The sequence below is a fragment of the Streptococcus oralis genome (genome assembly GCF_023109155.1).
Taxonomy (GTDB): Bacteria; Bacillota; Bacilli; order Lactobacillales; family Streptococcaceae; genus Streptococcus; species Streptococcus oralis_BZ.
Window position 1 is genome coordinate 89183 of the sequence record NZ_JALDUA010000003.1, and the last position, 24300, is coordinate 113482.

At 42.2% G+C, this 24300-nt stretch carries 11 protein-coding genes; all 11 read right to left on the reverse strand.

Annotated features, from left to right (window positions below; genetic code table 11):
* Positions 1-5: 5 nt before the first annotated feature.
* On the reverse strand, positions 6-761 hold the full coding sequence (locus M1F63_RS06860; protein WP_247941057.1) for an ABC transporter ATP-binding protein: 756 nt from the start codon (positions 759-761) through the stop codon (positions 6-8).
* 1 nt (position 762) lies between these two features.
* Positions 763-1809, reverse strand: a complete 1047-nt coding sequence (locus M1F63_RS06865; RefSeq protein WP_247941058.1) for a FecCD family ABC transporter permease — start codon at positions 1807-1809, stop codon at positions 763-765.
* Positions 1810-1971: 162 nt separating this feature from the next.
* Positions 1972-2583, reverse strand: a complete 612-nt coding sequence (locus M1F63_RS06870; RefSeq protein WP_084849194.1) for a CadD family cadmium resistance transporter — start codon at positions 2581-2583, stop codon at positions 1972-1974.
* 718 nt (positions 2584-3301) lie between these two features.
* Complete coding sequence (gene rpsO / locus M1F63_RS06875; protein ID WP_001018251.1) at positions 3302-3571, reverse strand: 30S ribosomal protein S15; 270 nt, start codon at positions 3569-3571, stop codon at positions 3302-3304.
* Between the two features lie 290 nt (positions 3572-3861).
* The gene (locus tag M1F63_RS06880) at positions 3862-4554 is read right to left on the reverse strand and encodes a phosphoglycerate mutase (RefSeq protein WP_000240130.1); all 693 of its coding nucleotides are present in this window, start codon (positions 4552-4554) and stop codon (positions 3862-3864) included.
* 163 nt (positions 4555-4717) lie between these two features.
* Positions 4718-5203, reverse strand: a complete 486-nt coding sequence (locus tag M1F63_RS06885; protein WP_061427848.1) for a hypothetical protein — start codon at positions 5201-5203, stop codon at positions 4718-4720.
* Positions 5204-5338: 135 nt separating this feature from the next.
* Positions 5339-5719, reverse strand: coding sequence for a hypothetical protein (locus tag M1F63_RS06890; protein WP_061427850.1), 381 nt, complete (start codon positions 5717-5719; stop codon positions 5339-5341).
* Positions 5720-5870: 151 nt separating this feature from the next.
* Positions 5871-11378 (reverse strand): ZmpA/ZmpB/ZmpC family metallo-endopeptidase, encoded by a 5508-nt coding sequence (locus tag M1F63_RS06895; protein ID WP_247941059.1) that lies wholly within the window; start codon positions 11376-11378, stop codon positions 5871-5873.
* A 232-nt stretch (positions 11379-11610) separates the two neighbouring features.
* Positions 11611-11991, reverse strand: a complete 381-nt coding sequence (locus tag M1F63_RS06900) for a hypothetical protein (protein WP_129313331.1) — start codon at positions 11989-11991, stop codon at positions 11611-11613.
* 247 nt (positions 11992-12238) lie between these two features.
* The gene (locus M1F63_RS06905; protein ID WP_425608235.1) at positions 12239-18970 is read right to left on the reverse strand and encodes a ZmpA/ZmpB/ZmpC family metallo-endopeptidase; all 6732 of its coding nucleotides are present in this window, start codon (positions 18968-18970) and stop codon (positions 12239-12241) included.
* Between the two features lie 227 nt (positions 18971-19197).
* On the reverse strand, positions 19198-24300 hold a 5103-nt coding region (locus M1F63_RS06910; protein WP_247941061.1), incomplete at its 5' end, for a ZmpA/ZmpB/ZmpC family metallo-endopeptidase.

Below are 24300 nucleotides of genomic sequence, written 5' to 3' on the forward strand. Positions count from 1 at the left end.
CATTCTTATAAATAGTGAATCATGGCTTGCTGATCCTCGGTCCAAGTAACCTGACTTTGAACTCCATATACAGTTTGCAATGACTCAGGAGTGATGGTCTCCTTTGGAGTCCCTTGGTAAAGGATTTCCCCCTCTTTCATCAGATAGAGATAATCCGAATAGCGACAAGCAAGTTGAATATCATGTAGGACAGCTAGAACATTGACCTTGAGATTCTTCACAATGGCCAACAAGTCTAACTGGTACTTGATATCCAGGTGATTAGTGGGTTCATCCAGGAGCAAGAGAGTCGGTTCTTGCGCCAAGGCGCGTGCCAACAAGACTCTCTGTTTCTCGCCCCCTGACAAGGACGAATAGAGACGAGTTTTCTTCTCAAGCATATCCACCTTGACGAGGGCATCTTGAACGAGGACATAATCTCTTTCCTTTTCTTTCTGTAGAAAAGAGAGATGGGGAGTTCTGCCCAGCAAGACGATTTCCTCAACTGTACAATCAAACTGCAATTGATTAAACTGGGTGACGACCGCCATTTTCTTGGCTGTTTCTTTGAGTGACCAATGATCCAGCGGCTTTCCATCTAGGCTTATCAAGCCTTTGTCCGCCCTTTCCTGACGATAGAGGAGTTTAAGCAGGCTGGTTTTTCCACTTCCATTTGGTCCTAGTATCGTATGAAATTGATGCCCCTCAACCGTAAGAGAAACTCCTTTGAGGATTTTTTTCTCTCCTAGTCCAAAGTGGACATCCTGACAAATCAAGTCCATATCAGGTCCTCACCTCCCTTCGCCTACCTCCAACAATGTAGATAAAGAAGGGAGCACCTACTAAGGCTGTGAAAATACCAATCGGAAGCTCGGCATTTGGAATGATGACACGAGAAAGTACATCTGCCCAGACCACAAAGAGGGCACCCAGTAAAGTCGCAACGGGAAAAAGTCTCCTGTAATTCGTTCCTACTAACCCTCGAGCTAAATGGGGAGTAATCAGACCGACAAATCCAATAATCCCACAAGTTGCCACTAAGACTGCTGTCAGCACAGCCACCATGGTCACATAAAGATACCAATAAAAGCGTAAGGGAATCCCCAACGTTAAAGCAGCCTCATCTCCCATCATCATCGCATTAAAAACACGATACTGAGTAGCGAAAAATAGAAAGGCCAATCCTACTACTATAGTTGGCAAGAATAAGTCAGACCAGGTAGTCCCGGCAAGCGAGCCCATGGTCCAAAACTTAATGGTCATCACACTGTCCGCATTAGCGCCGACTGAGATAATAAAGTTGGAAAATGCGAGAAAGAGAGCATTGACCACCGTTCCTGATAAGATCAGACTAGAAGTCGTCATCCTGCCCTGCATAGAGGCAATAATGAGGACAGCGATTGTTGCCAAAATAGCTCCAAGAAAAGCTCCAAGGCTAATCACCACTTTTAAACCTAGAATAATGCTCAAGGTCGCACCCAGAGTCGCACCCGCAGAGATTCCTAAGACATAGGGCTCAGCAATGGGATTGTTCACTGTGGACTGCATCACACTTCCACACATTGAAAGACCAGCCCCTACTATCAAGCCTAACAATACTCGGGGGAATCTCATGTTCCATACAATGGCAAGAGTGGACTTGGAAACCTCTCCTATCTCAAGAGGAAACCCCAACCTGCTCAAAATAATCCGATAGGTATCGCCTAGATCAATCGCAACGGATCCCATAGAAACAGCTAGAAAGAAGGAAATCCCTAAAATACCTAGCAAAATACCTAAAAGTAACACAAATTGCAGGTCCCGTCGGCTTCCAGAAAATTTGGAAAGCATGCAAACCTCCTTTGATAGAATCTTAAAAATTTAGAAAATTCTCATAAAAAGTATACCATATTTCTACTAGATGAACAAGGATAGAGACATACATAGAAAAAGCCCTCTGAAATCAGAGAGCTGATTTGAGCCCGGGATAAAATCCTAGTGAAACAAAAAAATCTACACGATCAGAAAAGTCTCTATCGTGCCATTTTCATACATGATGTATAGTCCAAGTAGAATGAATACTATGGGCACAATGATTCGCTCGTATTTTTCAATTGTCTCGAATATTAACGGAATAGAGGATAACACCCGACTAATCTCGCAAAAGATAATTATGCCGATTACAAACACAAGCAACGCCACGAGGGTCTGTGACCAATCTAACGAAGCAAAATAAGGTATATAGATACCTAAATTATCTCCGCCAGACGCAATTGTCAGCAATGTAACTGTCCAAAACAGTTGATTTGCCTTGCTTTGTTCTAATCTTTCAATAATTTCTTCCTCTTCTTCCTCACCTTCTCCAACAATTGCAAAGCGAATCCCTAAATAGATAGGGATTAAACCAAGCAATCCAACCATCCATTCTTCAGGCACGAAATTAACGACATAAGCAGCAACTAAACTCGCCCCTACAAGTAAGCCTGTTCCTAGATATTGCCCCGCATAAATATGCCATTTCTGTTTATTCTGTGATAGCTGTGCAAATAAAATAATTAAAATAATTAAATAATCGATACTGGTGGAAATATAAACACCAATAGCAGATATGATTGTCTGTCCCATAAAAACCTCCTGTATTAGTTAGTAATAAATCAGCAGATTTTAGGAGAGCACAGACACATTAATTTAGCTATCGCTAGTGGGTAATGTCGAACGTAGGAAAGCATTTTACTCCTCCTCAAAACGTAGTTACAAAGTAATTTCTAACTGGAATTCGGTGACTACTTCCATGTAAAGTATAACATACTATACTTTACTTCGTAAAGTGTGGGCTCTCCGAGGGGGCTTGCAGACAGTTACTCGGCTTGAAAAGCCGAGTAACTGCGCACCTTCATGGTGTCATTAGCTGATACCATTTGAGGTTTTTGTAGTCACTCAGCAGATAGTAGGAATTTTCCGTCTTGTTTTTGTAGTCTCCAAAATTGTGACCGATAAAACCTCAATAAAAAAGCCCTCTGAATATCAGAGAGCTTGATTTGAGCTCGGGCTATAATCCTAGTGAAAAAGATGAAACTCCTTGTGTTCATCGAACACTGTGTCCTTTCCCTATTTTCATACGGATTTTTGGCGCCCTTAGCATCATAATTCTTGCTGGATAAAACGTTTATAGACTAGGCGACGAGGCGAAGATTGTACAAAAATGTTCGTGAAACAAAAAATCTCCCCGAAGGGAGATGATCTGGTTTATTTTACCTTACAGTGCTAGGAACCGTAACCGAAGATAATACTTGAGTATATCGAGGTAAGGTGACAACGCAATATAAGTGGAAAATAAAGCAGATTAACGACGAAGTCCAAGAGAGTTGATCAACTCACGGTAACGGTTAACGTCGTTTTTACGCAAGTATGCAAGCAAGTTACGACGGCGACCGATTTTCTTCATCAATCCACGGTAAGTAGCGTGGTCTTTTTTGTGTTGTTTGATGTGTTCGTTAAGGTGGTTGATTTCCCAAGTAAGGACAGCAACTTGAACCTCTACTGAACCTGTATCACCTTCGTGACGTGCATATTGTGCGATGATTTCATTTTTTTTCTCTTTTGAGATTGCCATGATGTTTCTCCTTTTTATTTGGCTTCATCCGAGTGACAGGTTGGCATGCCTGCAACCAAGAAGAAGTTATTTGTCTTTACGACAGTTCTTATTCTACCAAGAAGCAGGGACTTTGTCAACTGATTTACTGTTTAAAACCGTGAATTACTCTACTGATTTCAGAGCTTCAAGCATATCCACTTTTCTTACAATTAAGTCACTCTTTACTATCATTATAAGGCTTTTTCAACTAGTTGAGAACTAGAAGCAAAAACAAAAAACCTAGGAATCCTAGGCTTTCTGTTTATAAATTATTTTCCAAGGTAGTATTCAGAAACTACATTCAATTTTTCGTCAAATTCGAATACCAATGGCGGGAAGTTAGGGATTTCCACGTCCATGATTTCATCATCTGACAAGCGTTTGATGTGTTTTACAAGGGCACGGATTGAGTTACCGTGAGCTCCTACGAATACGTTTTTACCATCTTTAAGTGCTGGAGCGATTTTGTCTTCCCAGAATGGAAGGGCACGTTCCAAAGTCACTTTCAAGTTTTCAGCATCTGGGATAACTGAGTCGTCAAGTGAAGCGTAACGACGGTCAGTGTGTGCTGAATGCTCATCATCACGATCCATGTTTGGAGGCAATACATCGTATGAACGACGCCAGATGTGAACTTGCTCATCACCAAATTGTTCAGCAGCTTCAGCTTTGTTTTTACCAGTCAAACCACCATAGTGACGTTCGTTCAATCGCCATGATTTTTCAACTGGAACCCACAATTGGTCAGAAGCTTCAAGAGCCAAGTTTGTTGTTTTGATCGCACGTTTCAATACTGAAGTGTAAGCTTGGTCAAATTCGATACCAGCTTCTTTGATCAATTTACCAGCGTCAATCGCTTGTTGTGTTCCTTTTTCAGACAAATCAACATCAGCCCAACCAGTGAAAAGGTTAGCTTTGTTCCATTCAGACTCACCGTGGCGAGCAAAAACCAATTTTACCATTAGATGGATTCTCCTTTTATTTTTCGAGGTTGCCCTCGTTTATCTATTCTATTTTACACAATTTTTCACAAAAAAGCTAGTTAAAATCAACTAAAAAGAGAGAACAGTGTCCTCTCATCTAGTTATTATTAATTCGCGATATTCAATCAAGAAACGATTGCAATTATTTGTTATTTAAAGCATCAACTATACGATCAGTATTCTTAGTTACATTAGTATCATTGTAACGATTATGAATTAGACCTTCAATTGTTTCTTTGCAATTTTCAAGATTAGCTTTTTCAAATACTACCACACTGACAACATGTGTTCCACCAGAAGTAAGATGCAAAACTAGTAGAGTCTGAAAAGCGCTTAGCACTGTTAATACATCATAAGCCGCTAATATCAATCCTCCGATAAATGAATTTTGCATCATTGAAAGGCCAATAAGAGCGAAAATTATACCCCAAGCAAATGATTTGAAATCAAGACGAAATGAACTATCTACACTTGCAACATGATCAACAGGAATTGTTTTATTTTGAGAACCCAGTGGAATAACTTTTAAAATAGTATTAGGGTTAGAAGTTTTTATAAAGACTCCCTCTAAAGTAATGGAAGCTTTTAAATAGAATGTTAAATACGATGTAATGAAAGATTGTTTCATAATATTCTCCTTTTATTTTTTCAAGTTGTATTACATCATGTTTTCTTATAAAAAAAGCATTTTGCTAACATATTCTTTCGCCAGATAATTCTTTAAATAAAAAACAACCCTCAAACGGGTTGTTTCACTAGACTATCAGACAAGGCCACGGACTTCTTTTAAAAATTTAGAAAAAGTAACAGCACCTTTAATGATTAGAAATCCTCCTATCCACTCGGTCGCTGAAAGAAATCCCAGCACGCCACCAATGATAAATAAAATAGAAGGCAGCTTTCGAAGTTGTTGATCTTCTTCGAAATAGATTAGCATAAAGGTTCCTAATGCAATTATCAAAATCTTAAAAAATGTCAGGAGCAGGGAAAAGGCAACCGTGACAACCAGCATTTTTGAAGGTTCTTTATAGATGATGGCCCCAGTATAGGATAGCAAAAATCGTAGGACAGGTCCCAAAAGCAAGGTTATACCTGCCAGCATGCCCAGTCTCCAATTGAGTCGAACCAATCTATCTCTCTCCATAAAAACCTCCTTCTCTCGTAGCTATCATTCTACCATATTTGCTCTAGAAACAAAAGACCTTCTCCGTCACAAACAAATCGCCTACCAGCTTTCAAACAGCCGGACATAAAAAGAGAAGATCTGTCGATCCTCCCTTTTCATTTTCTACCCCTTATTTCTTAAAAATAGAGGTTCTGAAGTCGTTTGTTTGGTCAAGATAGGCCTTAAAGATTGCTCTCTTCAACTTATGAACGGCACTATCATACTCTGGATTATAGTTGCTCCAACGAGGACTTACAGCATCCTTGAGAACAGCTTGATCCATGAGGGCTTGCAATTCACTCACTTGATTGATGGTCTCTGTCGTATAGTTTGGCCATGGTTTTGTCGGATCTTTAAAGGTCACTTGTTTCAAGTTTTTAAACTGATCCACACGTTCTTTGTACATGGCTTTCTTAAAGGCAGCCCAAGATGCATACCTGCCTTCAAACACCTTGTCCAATACAAGTTCATCTGTCACCAATCCGCGTTCTTTACCATAGAGATTGATGGTTTTACCTTTTTGTTTGGCAACTTCTTCGTATTGGTTTGAGATATAAGGTACCATTCCATTCTTAAAGCCTTTGGCAGCCAAAAGTTCGTAAGCGATCCGACGTCCCATAAGGTCCCCTGGCGTGCCTTTCTCACTGCTGAGAGCTGAAAAGATTGGGGCAAAGAGTTTAATCGTATAGTAGCCATTTCGTTCATAGTCGCCAGACTGGTACTCACGAGCTGATAAGATGTTATGGTCAATCAAACTTTCAAAACTATTCAGGTTTCGAGCCTCTGCTTCTGTCAATTCTTTGACTACGTTAGTGGCGTAAACCTCATTTCCATCTGCTGGATCTTTCACATACTTGTTCTCAATTTTTCTGAGAGCCGCCATTTTCTGGTAAACATTTAGTTTGTTAACGATTGATTGCCCTTCGAGGTATTCCAGCATGTAGATAAGATCAAACATGTTGTGGACATAGTTCTGAAGATCTGTTGCGTTTTGGAATCTCTCTGTCGGATCCAAGACTTGCAGACGGGAGCCCTCTGTACTATCTGATTTTGAGTGTCTCAAGATAGAATTGATGGTAATGGTTGAGTCACTTGGTTGGTCAGGGGCTTGCAATAAGCCTTTTGCGAAGAACTCTGGTCCCAAGCCACTTCTTCGACCATAGCCGCCAAGGTAGATATCCTGATCGGAATCATGGGTCATTTCATGGGTATAAGTAATGGCTCCATCCTTGTCCAACATACGGTAAGACATATAGTAGACGCCATCCCCTGTTGCGTAAGCTCCATGCTGGTTGTGTACTACCTTATTGCCAACTGGGCCAAAGAAGTTCTTCATGGCTGGATTGGAACTATCAAACTTAGCCTCCACTGTAGCTTTTCCAGAGGTTGTGTCATCGCCAAACTTATAAGCATCATAAAGCAAGATGGTACGATAGAGTTTTTCACGTGACTGTTCATCTAAAATGCGATACCAATAATCGTAGTGATCTCGCTGACGTTTGGCTGTTTCACGCGCATTTTCTTCAACAAAATCATTGAGAGCCTTGCCCGCTTGATACTCGCTATTGCGGTAGCGATCATAAGCTCCAAATCCTAGACTAGACATAGTTGAGATGACAAAGACTGATTTCTCTGGCAAGGTTAAGAGAGGCAAGACCATATTGCGGTATTTCCATGTGGCACTAGTAATGCGGTCATAAACACCGATAGAATACTTGGTGCCAGCTTGTCCTTGCTTCGTTTTCACCTCTTCGATAGTGGATTTTTCTTCGACAATGTAAGCCTTGGTCTCTGATTTAAACCAGTCATTGTTACTTGTATTTGGTAAAAAGACTTTTCGGTAATTTTCTAGCGTGCTAAACAAATCTGTCGTTCCATGATTGTTGGCAAGACTGATGCCATAAGTATCAACATTATTCTTAGCTAGAAGGTTGTTAAAGCCAGATTTACCTAACTCAATCAGAGTATCTAGTGGTGAAGCATTTCCCTTACCAAAGAAGTCCAGGTGGTACAAGACCAAGTCTTTAATATTCACCTGACCATAGCTGAAGTTGTACCAACGCTCCAGATATGTCAAACCAAGTAGCAAGGCTTCTTTGTTGCGCTTGATTTTATCTACAAGATAGCCTATGGTAACTGGGTTGTCACCAGCCAGTCCGGCATCTGCTGACAAGAGTTTCTTCAAACTGTCTTCCAGATGTTGTTTTGTTTTGGCGAACTGGTCTTCTAGATAGAGCTCAGTCTGCTTGACGTTTGGAGAAATACCAAGTGTCTTTCTAATTCCTTCTGAGTGGTAATCAACATTTTGTAAGTCAGGTAAGACTTGCTTGATGATAGAGCTTTGGTCATACAAGAATTGGTTTGGCGTATAGAGAAGACCCGTATTGCCTAGACTATATTCTGCTAATTTGGCAAAATCAGCCTGGTACTTGAGATCGATTTTCTCAGATGAATGGTCCTTGTAGTGCAGCAAGAGTTTGTTTGCAGTCTGTTTGTTTGAAACAATGTCTGTGATGACTTGGTTATCCTTCATCATAACTGCTGACAAGAGTTCTTTTTGATATAAGCTACTGCTTTCTTTTACTAGATTTCCATATTTGACGATGGTTGCCTTATTGTAGAAAGGTAACAATTTTTCAATGTTCTTATAAGCCAAAGCTCGCTTAGCTTGATAATGGGCCACCTTAGAAAAGTCACTGTCTTTTTTGCCACTTGTTGAGAGGGGCTCCACTGTTGGTAGAGTGAGAGGATTGATGGCTGCTTTCTTGCTTTCAATCTGGGAAGCATCTAGCATTGTTCCTCTTTCTTCAAAGGATTCCTTGCTGACGACCTCATCCTTGACTAAGGTGACATTGTAGACTCTGTTGGCCTTGCTGCTGAATGTGTCCTTCACCCTCATTCCATTATAGTGGTAACCGGTAATGGCATTTCCGTTGGTTACATTGACATCACTGAGAACATTGGTCAATCTTCCAGCATGCTGTTCCTCATTAGTTTTTCGATCCCACAAATAGCCTGCTACTCCCGCGACTCTACCAAAGTGCTTGGCATTGTTAATATCGCCTTCAGCATAGCTATCTTGGATTTGTGCATCCTGATCTACTAGACCTGCAAGACCACCCACTGTCTGATCTGAACTATTTGTGTTGGACGAAATGGCTACTGTCGCTTTTGACTTAGTAAGTAAAGCCTTGTCACCTGTCAAATGACCAACCAAACCACCGATATTGTAGGCAGCAGTCGTTTCATAAGTGTTGATAATTCTTCCCTTGAAACTGCTCTCTGTGATGCTTGATTGCTCAGCCTTAGCTAGCAAACCACCGATACCACGTTCACCAGCGAGAACACCATCGACGTGAACTTGCTGAATCTTTGTGTTATTCTGGGCTTCATAGGCCAGTGAACCAATATCATCTTTCCCTGAAATGGAGATATTTTTCAGACTCAATTTTTCTACTCTAGCGCCACTCAAGGTTTCAAAAAGAGGCTTTTTCAAGTTGTAAATAGCATACTGCTTGCCATCTTTTTCACCGATCAACTGACCAGTAAAGGTACCCTTGATGTAGGACTTTTCATCAGGACCCAACTCCACTTCGTTGGCGTTCAAGCTAGCTGCTAAATGATAGATTCCAGAAAGATTCTGGTTGATAGCTTTGACGAGGTTGCTAAAGGAAGTAAAGGTTGTCGTTTCCTCTGTAGCCTTCTTAGCTAGGTAGAAGCTGAAATTATCGACATATTTATTTTCTAGCTCTTGCTGGAGTTTCTCAGCCTTGGCTGTGATTTTATAAACTGGCTGCCCATTTTTTATTTCAGCCGTTATTGAAGCGACTGGTAGATAGACATCTTTAAATGACGAAGATTTAACCTTGACAAAGTAAGTGTCTGTATTCTTTGGAACACTGTCTAAAGAAACATGTTGTTTGTAAGTACCATTGGTCTGACTATACAACTCCAAATCCGAAACGTTTCTTAGCTCAAGCGTCTTCTCTGGGTCTTTTTCTTTTGGTTTTTCTGTCGGAGTTTCCGGTTTTACTTGCTCGGTATTGCCAGTATATTCTGGAAGAGGAGCAATTTGTTCGGGTTCAACAATGGCTCCAGCTTGGGTACCTTTATACTCTGGAAGGGAAGACTGTGTATCTGGTTCGACGATGGCACCTGATTGAGTATCTGTATATTCTGGTTTTTCAGCTATCTCAGGGTCAACAATCGCTCCCGCTTGAGTTCCTGTATACTCTTGTGTTGGTGGCACCTGTTCAGGCTCTACGATTGCTCCAGACTGCTCGCCTGTATAGGATGGTTTCTCAGTCGTTTCTGGATCCACCAAAGCCCCTGACTGGACACCCCCAACCTCTGGTTCAACTTGTTCTGGCTCGACGATAGCACCAGCTTGGGTTCCCTGATACTCAGGTAGCGGAGCAACTTGCTCTGGTTCAACGACTGCTCCTGCTTGGGTGCCAGTATATTCTGGTTTTTCAGCTGTTTCAGGGGCAACAACCGCTCCCGCTTGCGTGCCTGTATATTCTGGCAATGGAGCCTGCATCTCAGGCTCTCCTTTTCTTGCAGACTGAGGTGCTTTACTCGGAGCAACTGCCTTCTTAGTCCCTTTTTCTACTATACGTGGCAAGGCTTCTTCTACCTTGGTCGAGAGAACTTCTCGGGAAATTTCTTGGTTTTCAACAGTGAAAATGCGAACGACTTCAACCTTCTTCCCAACATGACCTTCTTGTTTGACACGAATGGTTCCCTCTGCTAGTTCGGGATTTTCTTGAACCACTTCTGGAACATCTAGTTTGGTTACAATTTCTTGGTCTTTGTATAGGAGCTCTGGTTTGTTCACGCGACCAGCCAAGACTTCGTCTTGAGGATCTACACTAGCAATACCAGACGGCTTTTGATTGGATGAATCTTGAGAAGGGATTGGCTTCTCAGCAGGGCTTGTTGGAGTTGGAGCTTTCTGCTCATCCCCTGCCCTTTGGCCACCTTCATTGGTCTGAAAATGAGGCTGAACCGTGTAGTCTAGTTTCTGACCTCTAGTAGCAGTTTCTTGCAGACTAGAGTCCTTGTCTTGCTTAATATAGCCTAGGTAAGTATAACCCGATAGGGTGCGTGGCAAAGGCAGACTATCTCCTTGGGATAATTGGTATTCCTGATTGTATTGTAGCAAAAGCTGATTTTCGATAGCCTGAACCGAAGAAGCCAAACCACTGCCCATCCCTGTTACTAAAATCACATTCAAGAGGGCTTTCTTCTTGCCTTTCTTTTTCGATACAACAAAAATAAGAAGGCCAATCGAAGCCAGGGCTCCACCAGTTAAAACACTAGTAATGCTATTCTGCCCACCTGTATTGGGCAACTGACCTAGCTGGGCTTTCTCATCCATACGGTAGACTAGAAAATAGGTGCTCTCACTATCTTCCGCAATTTTAGGAATATCCTTGACAATCAAGTCTTTTTCTTGCCCACTCAGCTCTGTATCCGTAACATATTTGTAGTGAACAGCTACATTTTCTTGAGCAAATACGGTTCCACTACTAGCAATGGACACAAAAAATAGGCTTGAAATCGAAGCTGACACAAGTCCAATTGCTAATTTTCGTAAGGAGAAACGATGCTGCTTCTCTCCAAAAAACTTTTTCATTCTAAATCCTCTCAACTTTTACCCTCTATCTAGAAAATAACTAGCATTATATTTTGATATAGGTATTTTACATCCATCATTATACTATAAAAATACTTCCTTGTCTCCAATAAATACTCTAGATTTTACGATTATTAAAGCTTATTTATCCTGTCAAATTTACCCCTGCTTGATGACAAAAAAGAAGGCTAATCGCCTTCTCTTATTTGAAAATAATCCTAACAAAAAGTCATTATTCTTGAATCTCGAATTTTTTCAAAATTCCAAAATAGAGGGATCCACCAATGATTGTCAGAATTCCTCCTACCCAGCCCAAGAATGGGATCAATCCAACAGAACCACCCACGATAAACAAAACAGACGGTGCTGGCGTCACACGCTCATCGTCCTTGTAATAGACAATAGACACAATTCCTAAAACCAAGACAGCAATTTTCACCAATGAAAAAATAATTATAAAAATCCTCAATATACTATCTGTTGCATCAGGGTCTTCCGTCACTGCAGCAACCCCGACAGCTATCATAAACATAACAAGAGGCGCCAACAGTAAAACAATACCTGCGATAAGACCAAAAATCGCATTTACGCGAGCAAGTGTATTTGTTTTCATCTGAATCTCCTTAAAAATTTTTCAGCTATCATTTTATCATATTTTCATGAAAAATAAAAGAAATTTCAAAATGAGGATACTAGATGGTGAATGATTTCAAATTTCTAAACAGACATTTCGAGCAAGAAATATATCATGTATCAATTTGTTTGTAAATTCATTCGTTTTTAGTAGTAAGCTAGTAATTTTCATAGAAAAAAGAAGATCACTTGGATCTTCTTTTTTCGTGTCTGTTTTTGCAAGAGACTTATCTTTCAAAGATAGACTGTCTGAAGTCGTCTGTGGCACGTAGATAAGCATTGAAAATACGATACTTGAGTTGGGCGACACTGCTCTTAGAGCTGTCTGATAAGGCACGATCAATGTTCTTAGCTGAGGCATCCGCTAGTACTGCTAAGTACATATAATCTTGTAATTCCTCATAAGAAGAAATCGTAATTTGTCGTTTGCTATCTAGTTTTCCTGCTTCAAACTCGATGGTGATTGGACGAAGGAATGTTTGCGCCTTGTTGTATCTCTCATTCAACATAGCTTTCTTCAAATCTTTCCATGATTCATACTGACTACCATAGAGATTTTTGAAAACCAAATCATCTCCAACTACTCCGACATCTCCTCTGTTCCAGATTGAGTAGGTCTTATTACCTTCTTTGAGGGCTTGACCAGCGTATTGGCCAGATACATATGGGACAAATCCTTGTTGGTAACCCTTGTCTCCGAGCAATTCATAAGCTCTACGGCGGAACATAAGTCCCCCAGGTGCACCAGTTGGATTGTCCAGAGCTGCATAGAAGGAAGCAAACATATTGATGACATAGTAGCCATTTCGTCCAAAGTTAGCTCTATCCCAACCATCGCGACGACCAATGATATTATGATCAACCAAATCATCAACAGATTTTAGTTTGGCTGCTTCTTCGGCAGTTATAGGGACAATTCGATCATCAGCGTGAGCTTGTTTACCATAAGAAGTTTTTTCAAAGTTATAATTTTCAGCCTTACGGTACCATTTCATTTTCTGTTGATCAGTTAGAACTCCAGTAACAATATCCCCTTCTACATAATCCAGAAGGTTCAGTACGTCAAAGACTCCATGCATGTAGTCGCGAAGAGCATCTGCTGAGGAGAATCGGGCAACAGGATCATAGGTATGGTAACGTGTGGTCGAATCTTTATCTCCTTGATAGAAGCTATTGAGAACGAGACCTTTTTCGCTAACATTGGTTACAGACTCTAACATTCCTGTAGCAAAGCTCTCAGGTCCTTCACCCTCACGACGACCATGTCCTTCAAAATAGACAGAACCGTCCGAGTTGTGGGTCATTTCATGGGTATAGACCATGGTACCAGAAGCTCCCAGCATCTGGTCATAGACGTAGAAGACTTCATAACCATTAGCAAAGGCCCCTAGTCCATTGTCTCCGTGATACTTCCCAGCAGGACCAAAGAAATTGTACATAGCAACAGAGGTCTTATCATTACGCGGAGCCCAATATTGCTGGCCTTTATCATTGTAAACAAAGAAACCGTCTGTAACGATCACCCGTCTGAATAAAGTGTCTTTCCTGTTTGGACTTAAAATGTTGTACCACATGTCATAGTGGTTTCGTTGCCATTCAGCTGATTGATCCACAAGTTTTTCAACGTGTCGATGGAGTTCCTCGCCTGAGAGAACTCTGCCACCTTCTTTCCTGTAGCTTCCAAAGCTACCAAAGGCAATGGTCGACATATTGCTGATGATAAAGACATCTCTTTCAGGTAAGGTTAGAAGTTGGAGGACCATTTGCTTGAAGCCCCAATCTCCCTGAGTCAGTCTGTCATAGACCTTGATTGTATACTTACTCTTACGATCTGCATTGTCCTGTTTAGCCTGAATTTCTGGCAGACTTGAACGAGCTTCTACGATATAAGCCTTGGTATTTTCCTTGAACCACTCACTGTTGGTTTTATTTGGCAAGAAGAGTTCACGCAGACTTTCTAAGTATGTAAAGAGGTCTCCTTTGCCTTTTTCCTTGGCTAGGGATTGTCGGTAGGCATTGAAGTTGTTTTGTGCTCGAAGATTGCCCATTCCAGAGTTACCGAGAGCGATAATGGTATCAAGTGTCGAAGCGGCTTGATTACCGAAGAAATCAAACTTATAGGCATTAAGGTCCTTGGTGTTGAAAGTTCCGTAATTGACATTGTACCAACGGTTGAGATAGGTCAGGCCAAGCATGAAGGCTTCTTTGTTCTGCAGAATCTTTTGGCTAATCGCATCCGCTACAGCAGGGCCTAGGGTGTTGATCGACTTGTCAACTGAAAGCACCTTGAGGAGTTCCTGACCTAGTTCGGCTTTGGTTTGTTCAAAGGCTTTTTCCAGATAAAGATCATCCAAGGAAGCTGTTTCACCAATTCCCAGTACCTTACGCACTGCAGTTGAGTCATAAGTCACAGCTTTGAGTTCATCCAAGACATTCTCTTTAATGATCTGATAGTCAGATAAGAAGGCCTCTGGAGTATAGAGCAAATTCTTATCAGCGATGCTATATTCTGCAATCTGGCCATTGGCAAAATCACCCTTGTAGGTCAGGTCAAGATAAGCGATCGTCTTATCTGCATAATGCAGCATCAGTCTATTGATTTCACCCTTATGACTGTTGATATCCGTTATCAGTGTCCCATCTTTCATCGGAACCACATCTAGCAGGGCTACTTTGTTGAGTTTATCATCTTCAGCTAATTGGTTGGCTGTATGAACGATAAAGTCTTTGTTGTAGAATGGTAATAGTTTTTCTACATTTTCGTAGGCTTGCTTTCTGGACTCCTGAGCTCCCCTCACTCGACTATAGTCTGTTTGATGCTGGTAAGCTTGCTGCAATGGCTCCTGGTCTGTCAAGTTTGAAGTGATTCCAAAGGACTGACGTTTGGCTTGCGCATCGGCCTCTGAAATAGAACGGACAAAACGCTCATCTTTTCGATTTGCTGTAGTCCCCTCAAGAACATAAGAGTCCCGAACAGAAGCCTCAGGATAGGGATCTCCTGTCATCGCATGACCATTTTGAACCTTGACACTGGTCAAGATATTTCGGACCTGTCCATTGTTCCAAGTAGACCCGATTGCTCCACCGACTTGGCCAGAATGACCTCCATTTTGGATAGAACCAGACACATAAGAAGTTTCTAATCTAGCTCCATTCTGCAAACGACCGATCAATCCTCCAACACGCTGGTCTCCATTTCGACCCGTTACTTGGATAGATACATCCGCCTGACTCTTCTGCGCCAGTGATTGGTTGCCGTGGAAATTACCGACCAGGCCACCAATATTGTACTCCTGCCCCCCATCTTGGGTGCTGGTGATAGACCCTTTAAAGGCAACATTGGTTAGTTTTGTGTTTTGGGCAACTCCTACGAGTCCACCGATATGTTTGTTCCCAGATAGACTACCACTTACAGAAACATCCGTAATCGTTGCATTTTGAGCATTGCTAGCCAAGGCCCCTATAGAATCCTTGCCTGTCACTGCAGCCGATTTCAAGGTCAGTTGCTGGATGGTGGCATTTTTCAAGGTTGCAAAGAGCGGTTTTGCCAAGTTGTAGATGGTATAATCTTTGCCATCCACTCGGCTAGTTAGGCTACCTGAAAATTCTTCTGGTACATAGCTTGTCGCAGACTGTTCCAACTGGAGTTCATCTGCTGAAACATCCGCTCCTAGTTTGAAGTTTCCAGTCGGGTTTGACTTCATAGCCTCTATGAGCGCTTTGAAAGACGTATAGACACCTTCTTGGCTAAGAGGCGTTTTCGGCAGTTCAAAAGAGTAATCTGGACGATAATGACCCCCTTCTCCCTCGACGAGCTGATTAGCTGATACCGTTACGGAATAGGCATTGCCCTTATCTGTAATCTTAGAAACTGGTAAGAGCATATCCTTGAACTTGTCTGACTGAATGCGGACATAGTAGTTGTCCAAATCAGACGGCACTTCCGACAGGGATAGGTAACGTCGGTAGTGACTACCATCTTTACCGTACAGTTCGATGCGGTCAATGTCTTTGATTTCAACCTTCTTATAATCTAGCTGAACTGGACGTTGATCCTCTATACTAGTTTGTTCCCCTTGACCTAGGTCATATTTCATGACGGTTTTGAGGGTATAAGGAGTATAGTAGTCCAAGTCATCAAATGTCAATTTTTGAGCGAGGTCCACAAGATCGACTTCCTTGATTAACGTTTCACCCTTGTATAGCTGCGCTTTGGCTGATTGATAGCTAGCTGTAGCATCCGTCAAGTGATAGCTAAGAGAAACTTGGCGTTTGTCTTCTTCCTTCTCGACACGGACTAGAGAGAGGGTTGGTTTTCTCTTGACACCATCCAGAGCTTGACGAGCGGCCTCGAGATCCGTCCGAACTTGATCGACCAAGGCTTGATTGGCGAAAGGATTGTCCAAAACGAGCTTGGCCTGATCTAGAGCACGACGATAGCGGAGTTTGGCTTGTTCATCAGCATACTGGTAAGCAACTGTAGACTGAGTCACATCCTTCATGTCAAATTCAACTCCAAGAGTTTTCTTATCAACAGGTTGACCGTCTAGGTTTTTCTTAGCAGTTTCAAGAGCCTTTTTCAAAGAATCAACCTGTTCTTGACTAGCATGAGATGCCTCAAAGAGAGCTTGGGCATTTGCGACTGCCTGTTTATAAGACTCCTGATCTGCAGTGGTATCATTGAAATACTGATGCGTTTTCTGGATGCTCTCAGCTTCTTCCACTAATTGGTGTAAGGGTTCGAGGTCGAGGGTTCCTTTTTCTGGTTCCACAGGAGCGTGATCCGCATTTGTAGAAATTGGTTTTGTACCGACTTTGATAATCTGAGGAACTGCTTCTTTTGTGATAGTGTTAGAGATTTCCTCTGTATTTTCGACTTTTCCATCTACTAAATACTGACGAGTCACAATCGTACGCACGCCCTCTTGACCTGCTTGACTAACTTCTCTTTGCCCCAATGGCAGGTCTGCACTTTCCACTTCCTTGGTTGGATAGGGTTCAGCCACTGTTGTGGTAACGTCCTTTTCTTCAACGTTTAAGCTTGGAACTTCATTTACAGGAGCGTCTGTTGGTTTCTCGCTAACAGGAGCTGTTCCGACCGTTACGATCTCTGAAACTGCTGGAGTTGTCACTTCGTTAGAGATTTCCTGGCTTCTCTCTACTTTGCCATCTACTAAATACTGACGAGTCACAATCGTACGGACGCCATCTTGACCAGCTTGGGTTATCTTGGTCTGACCAACTGGCAAGCTATCACTCTCTACTCGTTCTCGAGTGTAGGGTTCTGCTACCGTCGTAGTAACATCTTTTTCTTCAACGTTTAAGCTTGGAACTTCATTTATTGGGGCGTCTGTTGGTTTCTCGCTAACAGGGCCTGTTCCAACTGTTACGATTTCTGAGACCGCTGGAGTCGTCACTTCGTTAGAGAGTTCCTGGCTTCTCTCTACTTTTCCATCTACCATGTACTGACGGGTGACGATTGTACGGACGCCATCTTGACCAGCTTGGGTTATCTTGGTCTGGCCAACTGGTAAGCTATCACTCTCTACTCGTTCTCGAGTGTAGGGTTCTGCTACCGTCGTAGTAACATCCTTTTCCTCAACCTCTAGACTTGGAACTTCATTTACAGGAGCGTCTGTTGGTTTCTCGCTAACAGGGCCTGTTCCAACTGTTACGATTTCTGATACTGCTGGAGTTGTCACTTCGTTAGAGAGTTCCTGGCTTCTCTCTACTTTTCCATTTACCATGTACTGACGGGTGACGATTGTACGCACTCCATCTTGACCAGCTTGAGTTATCTTGATTTGGCCAACTGGCAAGCTATCACTCTCTACTCGTTCTCGAGTGTAGGGTTCAGCCACTGTTGTGGTAACATCTTTTTCTTCAACGTTTAAGCTTGGAACTTCATTTATTGGAGCGTCTGTTGGTTTCTCGCTAACGGACTCCCCTGGGCTTGGTTTTGTAGGAGAAGGGATCTTGCTTCCGACTTTTCTAATCTCAGAAGTCGGCTCAGTCGTTACCTGATTGGAAACCTCCTCTGTATGGATCACCTGACCATTTAAAAAGTAGCTGCGGGTCACGATGGTACGACTACCATTTTTCCCTGCCTGAATCACCTCAGTTTGACCTTGCGGCAAATCATCCGCCTCTACTTCCACCACTTGGAAAGGAATAATCTCTGTACGACTGGTATCTTTACTATCAACCTTTAACTCTGGTTGTTCAAATACAGGAGCATCACTTGGTTTCTGAGAACGATACTCTTCCTGCGCTTGGCTTCCGTTCGAAGTTTGGACTGGAGTATCAATAGGAGCCGAATGATTCAACTCTTTCTTGCCATCAACTGGAGAGTTTACTTCTTTTTGAGATTTCAAATACCCTACATATTGGTAGCCTTCAATCGTAAGTGGGGATTGCAATGTTTCCCCGACCTGTACAGTCAATTCCTGATTATAGTCTGCCAGCATTTGATTTGTCAAAGCCAAGGAAGTTGGCGCAATCAGCTGACTTCCTAGACTGGTCAAAAGCATGAATGAAGCAAGTTTCTTGCGATCATCTCTGCCCAGTTTAATCGCTACGACCAGTAGCACAATGCCTGCCCCTGCTGCAATTGAGCTAATGAGTTGGCTGTGACCAGTTGCAGGCAGCTGTCTCGTCGGACGATAAATCAAATAGTAAGTATCATCTGTTTCCTCAGCAAACTGTGGCAATTCTTTGACTACCAATTGCTTTTCTTGGTCCGTGAGCTCACTTTCTGTCACATACTTATAGTGAATCTGTTTTGTGACGGATGGCGTCTGTTCACTGGCTGCTACACTTGCAAGAGAACCTCCTCCACTAAAAAGGTAGAAAACCCCTACCAAAGCAGAAACTAAACCAACCGAAACTTTTCTCAATGAAAAACGTTGGTGCTTTTCTCCTAAATAACTTCTTTTCATTTCTAATCTTTCCTTCATCATGATTTGAATCCCCTCTATTCTACCGAAATTTACTAGATTATTCAATTTATTTGCTATAAATAATAGCCACAAAAAACTGCTAATCTTTTCAGTTCATTTACGCTGTCAAAATCCTTATCTTATCAGGTCTTGAATGCACAAACAAGATCATGGAGAAACCACAGAAAAATTCCTAGGTAGCCTTAAACCTAGGAATTTTCAAATTTTAATCAAACAGAATCGTTTCCTTATTTCTTGAAAATAGACTGTCTGAAGTCGTCTGTCTCACGAAGATAAGCGTTGTAAATCTTCTTCTTGAGCAGGTTAACCCAGCTAGCTTCGACACGGCTAGTAGCATTGGTAATGTTGCGTACATCCTCTGCCACGGCTGCGTCCATCAACTGCTGCATCTCTGCATAAGAACGAATGGTTACTTTCTTGGTACTGTTTGGATTTTTAAGCTCGTACTCAATGGTAATTGGCTTCAGCTTGGTCAGCTGATCAATTCGCTCCTTGTACATGGCCTTCTTGAAGGCTACCCAAGAGGTGTATTCACCCTTGAATACATTTTCCAAGACTTTCTGGTCTGTCACGAGACCAACATCTCTTCCGGACCATCCGTCCCACGTTTTCATCCCTTCATCAAAGGCTTCCTGAGAGTACTGACCGGAAACATAAGGGACAAATCCGTCATGATAGCCCTTGGCTGCCAGTAATTCATAGGCTGTGCGACGGAACATAACGTCACCAGGTGCTCCATTTGGATTGCTCAAGGCTGAGTAAATTGGTGAGAAGAGGCTGAGACTGAGGTAGCCATTTCGACCATATTTCCCACTTTCCTTGTTCTCCCGACGAGTGATCACATCATTTTCAATCAGGGAATCAAAGGTCTTCAGCTGCTTGATTTCTTCAGCAGTGAAGCTTCGCGTCTGGTTACCAGCGTGGGTCTCCTTACCATACTTATCTGTAATATAGTAATTCTCCATCTTCCTGAACCACTGTAACTTGGCAGCATCACTCTGCTTCAGCATAGAAGTACCTTCTAGATAGTCCAAGGTGTAGATCATGTCAAACATACCATGAACATAGTGTTGCAGATCTGCTGCATTTTTAACACGCTCCTTGAAATTATAGGTATGCATACGTGTCTTAGAATCCTTGTCCACCTTGAAGAGAGTATTGAGCGTAATAGTTGGTTCATCTGCGCTCGGCGAAGATTGCAAGAGTCCCCGAGCATAGAGTTCCGCACCCAAGCCCTCACGACGGCCATAACCTTCAAAGTAAATTGCACCGTCAGAATTATGGGTCATCTCATGCGTGTAGACTGAGTTTCCATAGTCTTCTAACAATCGTGCTCTATCAAAATGGGTAACACTTCCCGTAGCATAGGCATTGTAACCCTTGCTTGGATACCACTTGCCAGCTGGTCCAAAGAATTCCTGCATAGCCTGTGATTTTTTGTCATTAGCTGGAGCCCAGTAGCTTTGTCCTGCTTTATCAGTCAAGAAGAACCCATCATAAACCAGAACAGAACGGAAGAGCTTGTCCTTGCTTTCTGGATTCAGAATCTTATACCAGAAATCATAGTGGTCGCGCTGGTATTCAGCTGTTTTTCTCACTCTGTCTTCGACATATTCAACTAGTTCTGCGTCTGTACGCACTCTGTTATTGGCATCCAGGCGGTAGCGATCATAAGCTCCCATAGAGAGGGTAGACATATTAGAGATGGCATAGACACCCTTCTCCGTCATGGTCAAGAGTGGCAGGAGCATGCCCTTGTGTTCCCAATTATCTGCTGTAATCTTGTCATAAACACCGACAGAGTACTTGCTCTTGCCCTCGGCTGCGTCCTGAAGCTGTCTCGCTTCTGCTACATCGGACTTAGCCTCAACGATGTAGGCTTTTGTATTGGTCTTGAGCCATTCATTATTGGTCTTGTATGGTAGGAAGAGCTGACGGTAGCCTTCAAGGTAATTGAAGAGTCCTCGCTTGCCAGTTGCTTCAGAGAGCGAATTATCATATGCTGTATAGTTGTTCTTAGCCTTGAGATTCTCAAGTCCTGATTTCCCTAAAGCAATGATTGTATCAAGAACCGAAACGTCATTCTTACCATAGAAATCCATCTTGTAAGCCGATAGGTCCTTAACATTAAAGTTGTCATAGTTGATATTATACCAACGGTTAAGGTAAGTCAAACCTAATAGGAAAGCTTCTTTATCAGCAAGAATCTTCTTAACAAGATAATCCTTAACTACTTCACCTTCAGTATTGATAGCCTTATCCATAGCTAGCACTTTTCGAAGCTCACCTGATAGCTTACTTTTCACCTGCGTAAATGCGGTGTCTAAGTATAGTTCATCCAAAGAAGTATCTGCTGCTACTCCGAGAGCTGTACGCATAGCTGGCGAATCAAGAACGACCTTGTTCAGCTCTGGCAACACTTGATTTAGAATGCTAGTATAATCTGATACAAAGGCTTCTGGAGTATAAAGAAGGTCTAACCCCTTGATACTATACTCAGCAATACCTTGGTTGACGAAATCTCCCTGATAAGATATTTCTAGGTAGTCAATGGTATTGTCCATGTAGTGCAGCATCAAACGATTGATTGCTGTTTTATTGCCATGGATATCAGTGATAATCTGGTCACCCTTCATCGGAACAACATCCAGTAGGTACTCCTTGTTCAACTTATGCTCTTTCGGAATCTTGTTCGCAAACGAAACAATGGTTTCTTTATTGTAGAAAGGAAGCAGTTTCTCCATATTTGCGTAAGAATATCCGCGGTCGAATTGAACATTTTTTTCCTCACCATAGTCGACAAAACGCGTATTTAGATTCGTGTCATCTAGGCTAGTCGTGATGTCCATAGCAGTCAGTTTTTCTTCCATTTCTTCTTGAGTAATTGTAGAAGTAACAAACTGATCGTTTTTCAAGGTTTCACTCTTAGCAACTTTATATGCTTGCGTAATGCGGTCGTTTTTGTAGCCCTGATCCCCAGAAATACTGTAAACATTTGTACCGCTAACATTACTGATCACATTATCAACTAAACCATTAAAGTAGTTCGAGCCGACCACTCCACCGATTTGACCGTTAGTGGTTGCATTATATACTTTTCCTGTCACATAAGATTTGGTAATTCGAGCATTGTTTTCTAGACGTCCAACCAAACCACCGATACGTTGTTCATTTGATCGTGCACCACTTATAATCGTTACATCTGCTTTACTTTGGCTAAGAAGAGATTCTCCTCCTTTAAGGCTTGAAACCAAACCACCTACGTTATAGGCTTTGATGTGTTGACTGTTAGATAGGATGGTACCCGTAAAGGAACTATTTGTAATCTTCGTATTGGTTCCATTAACTACTAGACCCGCTACGTTAGAGGCGTTTCCTACTACCGATACTCTCCCCTGAACAGAAACATCTGTGATTCGCGCATTCTCCGCATTACGTGCCAGCGCAGCCGAGTCATAGGTACCCACGATATTCACATCTTTAAAGTCGATATTGGTAATAGAAGATCCGTTCTTGAGGTTTTCAAATAAAGGTTTGGCTAGATTATAAATGGCGTATTGCTTACCATTATGACTACCTGTCAGGCTACCTGTGAAGTTCCCTTTGAGGTAGACATAATCTGCAGGTGCAAGACTAACCTCACTAGCATCCAAATCAGCTCCCAACACATAATTTCCTGCCATATTTCGCTTCATAGCGTCTACCAATCTAGCAAAGCTAGTGTAGACATTTTGCTGGCTTGGGACTGCCTTACTGATGTAGAAGTCGTGCCCAGACTTATAGCCCGTTTCACTTTCTTGGACGAGTTCAGGAAGGGTTACATTAACCTTATAGACTGCCTTGCCATCTTTCTCTGCTTCAGAAATGCTGTGAACTGGTAGGAGAATTTCCTTGGATTCGCTTGATTTGATCTTGACGAAGTAAGTAGACAGATCCGTAGGCATAGAGTTCATCGATACAAAGCGCTTGTATTGGTCGTTTTCTTTATGATAAAACTCAACGGAATCAATATCACGGAAGGCAATCTTCTTGTATTCTAGCTCAAAGTTACGACTGTCTGTTTCAAACTCAGTAAAGCTACCATTATCCAATTCATAAGTCAACTTAGTTTTTAGAGTGTAGCCTGTGTAGTAGTCTAAGTCGCCAATTTTCAAGCTGCCAGCAAAGTTGGTAATTGGAAGAGTGCGAATCAGCTGGTCTCCCTGGTACAATTCTGCAGTCGCTAAACGGAAGGACTGGGTCTGGTCTTCCAATCTATATTGAACCGTCACCGACTTATCATCAGTATTCTCAGTCAGACTTAGAATTGAAACAGTCGGCTTGACTTTAGGCACTCCATTTAGTGCTTCTTTGGCTGCTGTCAGACTAACAAGAGCTTGGTTGACCTGTACTTGTGTAGCAGTCTGATTGTTCAAAACTCCCTCTGCCTTGGTCAATTCGTCAGTATAAGCTGTCTGCTTTTCTGAATCCGCATTCTTATATTTAACAGAAGTTTTAACTCTTGGATTTAAATCGTACTCAGTCTGGAGAGCTGTTTTGACAACTTCAAGTCCACTTAATTGCGCCTTGGCTTGATTGATTTGTTCCACCAGTTGGTTGACTTCTGCTTGGCTAGCTTGAGATTGGCTCAGAATAGCTTGACCTGCCGTCAAAGCAGCATCATAGTTAGCTTGATGACTCTGACTATCGTTGAAATAACTGGCCTGAGCTTTAATCTGATCCGCTTCTGCCAAGAGATTATGCAGTGAAATTAAATCGAACTCCTCTAAAGCTTCCGCTTTTGGTGCATCATTTGGTACCATATTTGGTTTAGCTGTTCCGACTTTGACAATTTGCGTTACTGGAGCTAGGGTTTCCTCATTAGACAATTCTTGGCGATCGATTTCCTGACCGTTAGAGCTGTAAACACGAGTCTTAATCGTACGCTCACCTTGGACTCCTGGAGTCGCAATTTGACGAGCATCTCGAACCAATTCATCCGTTTCTTCTTCACGAATGTTAAAGTTGATTTTTTCAACGCGCGTTTCGTCAGTGTAAGTTAGCGGGTATTCTGGCAGAATATCTGCTTTCGGAGCTTCATTCGGTACCATGCTTGGTTTAGCTGTGCCGACTTTGACAATTTGCGTTACTGGAGCCAAGGTTTCTTCATTAGACAACTCTTGACGATCAACAACTTGACCGTTAGAACTGTAGACACGAGTCTTGATGGTCCGTTCGCCTTGAACGCCTGGAGTGGCGATTTGACGAGCATCACGAACCAATTCATCCGTTTCTTCTTCACGAATGTTAAAGTTGATTTTTTCAACGCGCGTTTCGTCAGTGTAAGTTAG

Excerpts from the sequence above, each read along its gene's own strand:
- M1F63_RS06860 (WP_247941057.1), bottom strand. The coding sequence starts at position 761 with ATGGACTTGATTTGTCAGGATGTCCACTTTGGACTAGGAGAGAAAAAA.
- M1F63_RS06865 (WP_247941058.1), bottom strand. The coding sequence starts at position 1,809 with ATGCTTTCCAAATTTTCTGGAAGCCGACGGGACCTGCAATTTGTGTTA.
- M1F63_RS06870 (WP_084849194.1), bottom strand. The coding sequence starts at position 2,583 with ATGGGACAGACAATCATATCTGCTATTGGTGTTTATATTTCCACCAGT.
- rpsO (WP_001018251.1), bottom strand. The coding sequence starts at position 3,571 with ATGGCAATCTCAAAAGAGAAAAAAAATGAAATCATCGCACAATATGCA.
- M1F63_RS06880 (WP_000240130.1), bottom strand. The coding sequence starts at position 4,554 with ATGGTAAAATTGGTTTTTGCTCGCCACGGTGAGTCTGAATGGAACAAA.
- M1F63_RS06885 (WP_061427848.1), bottom strand. The coding sequence starts at position 5,203 with ATGAAACAATCTTTCATTACATCGTATTTAACATTCTATTTAAAAGCT.
- M1F63_RS06890 (WP_061427850.1), bottom strand. The coding sequence starts at position 5,719 with ATGGAGAGAGATAGATTGGTTCGACTCAATTGGAGACTGGGCATGCTG.
- M1F63_RS06895 (WP_247941059.1), bottom strand. The coding sequence starts at position 11,378 with ATGAAAAAGTTTTTTGGAGAGAAGCAGCATCGTTTCTCCTTACGAAAA.
- M1F63_RS06900 (WP_129313331.1), bottom strand. The coding sequence starts at position 11,991 with ATGAAAACAAATACACTTGCTCGCGTAAATGCGATTTTTGGTCTTATC.
- M1F63_RS06905 (WP_425608235.1), bottom strand. The coding sequence starts at position 18,970 with ATGATGAAGGAAAGATTAGAAATGAAAAGAAGTTATTTAGGAGAAAAG.